The following is a 6,114-nucleotide window of genomic DNA, read 5'->3' on the forward strand; positions in this document are numbered from 1 at the left end:
AAGATAGTAGGGGGTAGAGCGTCCGCACGTCACCTTGACGGTTGTCGCAGGGCCGCGCGGCCCCTATTATCGACGGCTTTCCAGTGGGTTCGTTGAGGGCAGGTTTATGGTCAAGGTCGGTATCGTCGGCGGCACGGGTTACACCGGTGTCGAACTGCTGCGTCTGTTGGCACAGCATCCGCTAGCTGAAGTGGTAGTGATCACTTCCCGATCCGAGGCCGGCCTGGCCGTGGCCGACATGTACCCGAACCTGCGAGGCCATTACGACGGCCTGGCTTTCAGCGTTCCGGACATCAAGACCCTCGGGGCTTGCGACGTGGTGTTCTTCGCCACGCCGCACGGTGTCGCCCATGCCTTGGCGGGTGAGTTGCTGGCTGCCGGGACCAAGGTCATCGATCTGTCGGCAGACTTCCGTCTGCAAGACGCCGATGAATGGGCCAAATGGTACGGTCAGCCGCACGGCGCGCCGGAACTGCTTGATGAGGCGGTCTATGGCCTGCCGGAAGTCAATCGCGAGCAAATCAAACAAGCACGCCTGATTGCTGTGCCGGGTTGCTACCCGACGGCCACGCAATTGGGATTCCTGCCATTGCTTGAAGCCGGTCTGGCAGATACCACTCGTTTGATTGCAGACTGCAAATCCGGCGTCAGCGGTGCCGGCCGTGGTGCTTCTGTAGGTTCGCTGTACTCCGAGACGTCGGAAAGCATGAAGGCTTACGCCGTCAAAGGGCACCGTCACTTGCCGGAAATCCGTCAGGGCCTGCGTCGTGCAGCGGGCAAGGACGTGGGGCTGACCTTCGTTCCGCACCTGACGCCAATGATTCGCGGCATCCACTCGACGCTCTACGCAACTGTTGTGGATCGCTCGGTGGATCTGCAAGCGTTGTTCGAAAAACGCTATGCCAATGAACCGTTCGTCGATGTGATGCCTGCCGGCAGCCATCCAGAAACCCGCAGCGTGCGCGGTGCCAACGTTTGCCGTATTGCCGTGCACCGTCCGCAGGATGGTGATCTGGTGGTGGTATTGTCGGTGATCGACAACCTGGTCAAAGGCGCGTCGGGTCAGGCGGTGCAGAACCTGAATATCCTGTTCGGCCTGGATGAGCGCTTGGGTCTGTCCCATGCGGGCATGCTGCCGTAAGGCTTTACCCCGCTCAGCAAAAAGGCCCGTCGAACGGGCCTTTTTGCATTTTGGTCTGACAATTGGATTGATTGATATACCGTAACAATAGTTGACCGATTTTCTGGGAGAAGCGGATAATGCGCGTCATCACGCATTATGGCGGCGTAACGCCGGGAGATAGTCAGCATGAGCGTCGAATCCTTCACCCCCACGGCTTTGCAATTCACCCACGGTGCCGCGCACAAGGTGAAGAGCCTGGTCGATGAAGAGGGGAATGATCGCTTGAAGCTGCGCGTATTCGTTACGGGCGGCGGTTGTTCAGGGTTTCAATACGGCTTCACCTTCGATGAAGAAGTGGCCGATGACGACACCATCGTCGAGCGCGAAGGCGTCAGTCTGGTGGTCGATCCGATGAGCTTCCAGTACCTGGCAGGTGCCGAAGTGGATTACCAGGAAGGTCTGGAAGGTTCGCGTTTCGTGATCAAGAACCCGAACGCTACCACCACGTGTGGCTGCGGCTCTTCGTTCTCGATCTGATCGCACCCTCACCGTATTACCAAGCGCCGCAAGGTCTCAGGACCCTGCGGCGTTTTGCTGTCAGGGGTTCAGGCTCAGGCGGGGTAGATGGCGCCGAGTACGCGCAGGCCGCGGGCACCGGTGACACTCGGACGGTTGGCTGCGATACCTTCCAGGCAGCAATGAGCCAGCCAGGCGAAGGCCATGGCTTCGACCCAGTCCGGGTCTACACCATACGCAGCGGTGCTGCTGACTTTCGCATTCGGCAACAGGCTGGCCAAGCGGCGCATCAATGTGCTGTTGTGCGCGCCGCCACCACAGACAAGCAGCTCATCAGTATCCGATTGGGCGCTTTGCAATGACTCGATAATGGTCAGCGCAGTCAGCTCAAGCAACGTGGCCTGTACGTCTTCGGCAGCGAAGGTCGGTAGCTGCGACAGATGCTGCATCAGCCACGGCAGATTGAACACTTCGCGGCCAGTGCTCTTCGGGCCTTGAGTCACAAAGAACGGATCGCTGAGCAACTCGTTCAACAGGACTGATTCGACTTTGCCGCTGGCAGCCCAATGGCCGTCACGATCAAAGTTGTCGCCGCGTTGCTGGTGAATCCAGGCATCCAGCAGGACATTCCCGGGGCCGCAGTCAAACCCGGCAACAGGCTTGCCGGGTTCGATCAGGCTGAGGTTGCTGAACCCGCCGACGTTCAATACCGCGCGGTTGCCAGGCCGTTCTTCAAACAGGGCTTCGTGAAAGGCTGGAACCAGTGGCGCACCTTGTCCGCCAGCGGCTACATCGCGGCTGCGGAAATCGCTGACCACGGTGATGCCGGTCAGCTCGGTGAGTAAGGCAGGGTTACCGATTTGCACCGTGAACCCGCGCGCCGGCTCGTGGCGAATGGTCTGGCCATGGCTGCCAATCGCGCGAATGTCGTCGGGTTTCAGGTTTTGTTGGTCGAGGAGGGTGTGAATGCCCTGTGCGGCCAGTTTCACCCAGTTCTGCTGGGCAATGGCGGAGCGGGCAATCTCGTCCGGGCCGCTGGCGCACAAGCCAAGCAGCTCGGCGCGCAGGGAATCAGGCATAGGGATGTAATGGGTGGCGATCAGCCTGATCGCCGGGGTTTGCTCGATCAACGCAATGTCCAGGCCATCAAGGCTGGTCCCGGACATCACACCTATATAGAGCGCCATGACTTAGCGTTTCGAAGCCAGCTGAGTGGTTTTCTCTTGATCCATGCGCGCCATCAGCGGTTGGCTTTGCGCGAGGAAGCGTGAGCGTTCAGCTTTGGAGATCGGATCGGCCATCGCCACCTTCTGACCCAGCGGATCGACGTGCACGCCATTGACCTGGAACTCGTAGTGCAAGTGCGGGCCGGTGGAGAGGCCGGTGGTGCCGATGTAACCGATCACCTGACCTTGCTTGACGCTGCCGCCAGTCTTGATGCCTTTGGCGAAGCCCTGCATATGACCGTACAGCGTACGGTAGGTATTACCGTGCTGGATGATCACGGTGTTGCCATAACCGCCACGACGACCCGCCAACAATACCTTGCCGTCACCGGCAGCCTTGATCGGCGTACCGCGTGGTGCCGCGTAATCGACACCTTTGTGGGCGCGGATCTTGTTCAGGATCGGGTGCTTGCGGCCCATGGAGAATTTCGAGCTGATGCGGGCGAAGTCTACCGGGGTGCGGATAAACGCCTTGCGCATGCTGTTGCCGTCAGCCGTGTAGTAGCTGCTGTTGCCTTGTTTGTTGGTGTAGCGCACCGCGGTATAAGTCTTGCCGCGGTTGGTGAAGCGTGCGGAGAGGATCGGGCCGTTGCCGACAGCTTTGCCATTGACGACCTTCTGCTCGTAAATCACATCAAACTCGTCACCCTGGCGAATATCCTGGGCGAAGTCGACGTCATAGCCAAACACACTGGCCATATCCATGGTCAGGCTGTGGGACAAACCGGCTCGGGCGGCAGATTGCGACAGCGAGCTGTTGATCACGCCATGAACATAGGCGGAGCGAACTGTAGGCTTGGCGGTAATGCGATTGAACGTATAACCCTTGTCATTCTTGGTCAGGCTGATGCTTTCCGTGTCGCTGACTTTGCTGTGCAAATTGGTCAGCTGGCCATCAGGGCTCAGTTCGAACTCAAGCTTCTGGCCATGTTTGAGCTGGCTGAACTGCTTGGCCTGCTTGTCGCTGGCCAGTACTTCATGCACCGAAGTGGCCGGAAGACCGACTTTCTCGAACAAAGTCGAGAGAGTGTCGCCTTTGCTGACAATCACTTCCTTATGACCTGGCGCCTTCTTCTCTTCGACGACTGGCGCGGGAGCAGGGGTGGGGGCGGCCTGGGCGGTTTCCTGAGTCTCTTCGGCGCTGTTTTCGATCTGCGCGAAGGGGGAGGCTGCCGGCTCATTTGTGGCTTGGACGGTGTCGGCGGCGTCTTGATCTTGTGTCAGTTGTTCTGCGGGGCTTTCCAGTTCAAGACTCAGGGTCGTCTTTTTGGCTTCAACATCACTGGAAGGGAATACCAGAAGCGCCAGGCTGAGAAGGGCGGCGATGCCACTTGCTGCGAGCAAGTGAGTCTTCGGGTAAAGCGGCGGCGCTTTAGACGGTTCTGTGGTCATAGGTAGTTTTGACTTTGAAAAGATGAATTGGAAAAGATGAATGACATGATGAAGACGAAATAACTGTATAAAATATAACCAAATCATCTCTTAAGCAAGTCTGCGAGCGCTCTGTCTGTGGATTGGCGTCCGCGCGCCGGGCAAAACTTGTATTTGGTGCGCGATCTTGTATGGTTGTTCCCCTTTGAATCTGAGCCTTGCGGGTCTGTTATGAAGTCGGTTGAAGAGCAGCTAGCGCTGATCAAACGTGGTGCAGAAGAACTGTTGGTCGAGTCCGAGCTGATCGAGAAACTCAAGCGTGGCCAGCCGCTGCGTATTAAGGCAGGCTTCGATCCGACCGCGCCGGATTTGCACCTGGGTCACACCGTGCTTATTAATAAGCTGCGTCAGTTCCAGGATCTGGGGCACCAGGTGATCTTCCTTATAGGTGACTTCACCGGGATGATCGGTGATCCGAGCGGCAAGAGCGCGACACGTCCTCCGCTCACCCGTGAGCAGGTTCTCGAGAATGCCGAGACCTACAAGACTCAAGTCTTCAAGATTCTTGATCCGGCCAAGACCGAAGTGGCGTTCAACTCCACCTGGATGGATCAGATGGGGCCGGCCGACTTTATTCGTCTGACTTCGCAATACACCGTGGCTCGCATGCTCGAGCGCGACGATTTCGACAAGCGCTACACGACCAATCAGCCAATCGCCATCCATGAGTTCCTCTATCCGCTGGTTCAGGGTTATGACTCGGTCGCGTTGCGCGCGGATGTCGAGCTGGGTGGTACCGATCAGAAGTTCAACCTGCTGATGGGGCGCGAGCTGCAGCGTAGTTATGGTCAGGAGGCTCAATGCATTCTGACCATGCCGTTGCTCGAAGGTCTGGATGGCGTGAAGAAGATGTCCAAGTCGCTGGGCAACTACGTCGGTATCCAGGAGGCGCCAGGTGTCATGTACGGCAAGCTGGTCTCTATTCCGGATGTGCTGATGTGGCGTTACTTCGAATTGCTCAGCTTCCGCTCCATGGAAGAGATCAATACTTTGCGGGCTGACGTCGAGGCGGGTGCGAATCCGCGTGACATCAAGATCAAGCTGGCCGAAGAGATAGTTGCGCGCTTCCATGGTGAAGAGGCTGCGGCCAATGCTCATCGTGCGGCGGGCAACCGTATGAAAGACGGTGAGCTGCCGGATGATCTGCCAGAGATCGAATTGACTGCCGCCGAGGATATGCCGATCGCTGCGGTCCTTAATAAAGCAGGGTTGGTGAAGAACTCCGCAGTGGCGCGCGACCTTCTAGGTTCTGGTGGTGTGCGTATAGATGGTGAGGTTGTCGATCGCACCTTTATATACGTACTGGGTGCGACCCATGTTTGCCAGGCCGGGAAGAAGGCATTTGCGCGTATTACGCTCAAATCCGAATAAAGCTGCAATCAGGGGTTGACGGCAGATTCTGGAAGTCTATAATTCGCCCCACTTCCGGCGCAGTCGAAACGGAAAACTCCTTGGTAAACAAAGAGTTACGCAGTTTTCGGCAGCGGTTACGCTTCAGTTCATCGAAGCCAGAAGGAGTTGGTAAGGCAGTGTGTTTTCGCCTTATTGACGGTTCGATCATCTCGGTCGAAAGCGGAGAAAAAGAGGTGTTGACAGCAGCGAGTAACGCTGTAGAATTCGCCTCCCGCTAACGAGAGATCGGAAGCGCAAGTGGTTGAAGTTGTTAAAGATTTCCAAGCGAAACTTTGAAAACTTCTGAAAATAACCGCTTGACAGCAACAGAGGCTGCTGTAGAATGCGCGCCTCGGTTGAGACGAAAGATCTTAACCAACCGCTCTTTAACAACTGAATCAAGCAATTCGTGTGGGTGCTTGTGGA

Annotated in this window: 5 protein-coding genes; 3 read left to right on the plus strand and 2 right to left on the minus strand. The window is 57.1% G+C overall.

Annotated elements, in window-relative coordinates:
* Positions 1–106 precede the first annotated feature (106 nt).
* Together argC and erpA are read left to right on the plus strand one after the other, a co-directional pair.
* A complete protein-coding gene (gene argC, locus ACZ9IM_RS07915) occupies positions 107–1,141 on the plus strand; it encodes an N-acetyl-gamma-glutamyl-phosphate reductase (RefSeq protein ID WP_427627104.1) in 1,035 nt (344 codons plus the stop codon).
* A gap of 168 nt (positions 1,142–1,309) precedes the next feature.
* Positions 1,310–1,660 (plus strand): iron-sulfur cluster insertion protein ErpA, encoded by a 351-nt coding sequence (erpA, locus tag ACZ9IM_RS07920; RefSeq protein WP_007906865.1) that lies wholly within the window; start codon positions 1,310–1,312, stop codon positions 1,658–1,660.
* Between the two features lie 74 nt (positions 1,661–1,734).
* Here the strand turns inward: erpA and ACZ9IM_RS07925 are convergent, their stop codons facing one another.
* Together ACZ9IM_RS07925 and ACZ9IM_RS07930 are read right to left on the minus strand one after the other, a co-directional pair.
* A complete protein-coding gene (locus ACZ9IM_RS07925; RefSeq protein ID WP_427628296.1) occupies positions 1,735–2,826 on the minus strand; it encodes an anhydro-N-acetylmuramic acid kinase in 1,092 nt (363 codons plus the stop codon).
* A 3-nt stretch (positions 2,827–2,829) separates the two neighbouring features.
* Positions 2,830–4,257, minus strand: a complete 1,428-nt coding sequence (locus tag ACZ9IM_RS07930; RefSeq protein WP_008067467.1) for a peptidoglycan DD-metalloendopeptidase family protein — start codon at positions 4,255–4,257, stop codon at positions 2,830–2,832.
* Between the two features lie 210 nt (positions 4,258–4,467).
* On the opposite strand from ACZ9IM_RS07930, the gene tyrS reads away from it, so the two are divergent.
* Positions 4,468–5,667, plus strand: coding sequence for a tyrosine--tRNA ligase (gene tyrS / locus ACZ9IM_RS07935; RefSeq protein ID WP_427628294.1), 1,200 nt, complete (start codon positions 4,468–4,470; stop codon positions 5,665–5,667).
* Positions 5,668–6,114: the final 447 nt, after the last annotated feature.

This window comes from Pseudomonas sp. TE12508 (genome assembly GCF_056279485.1).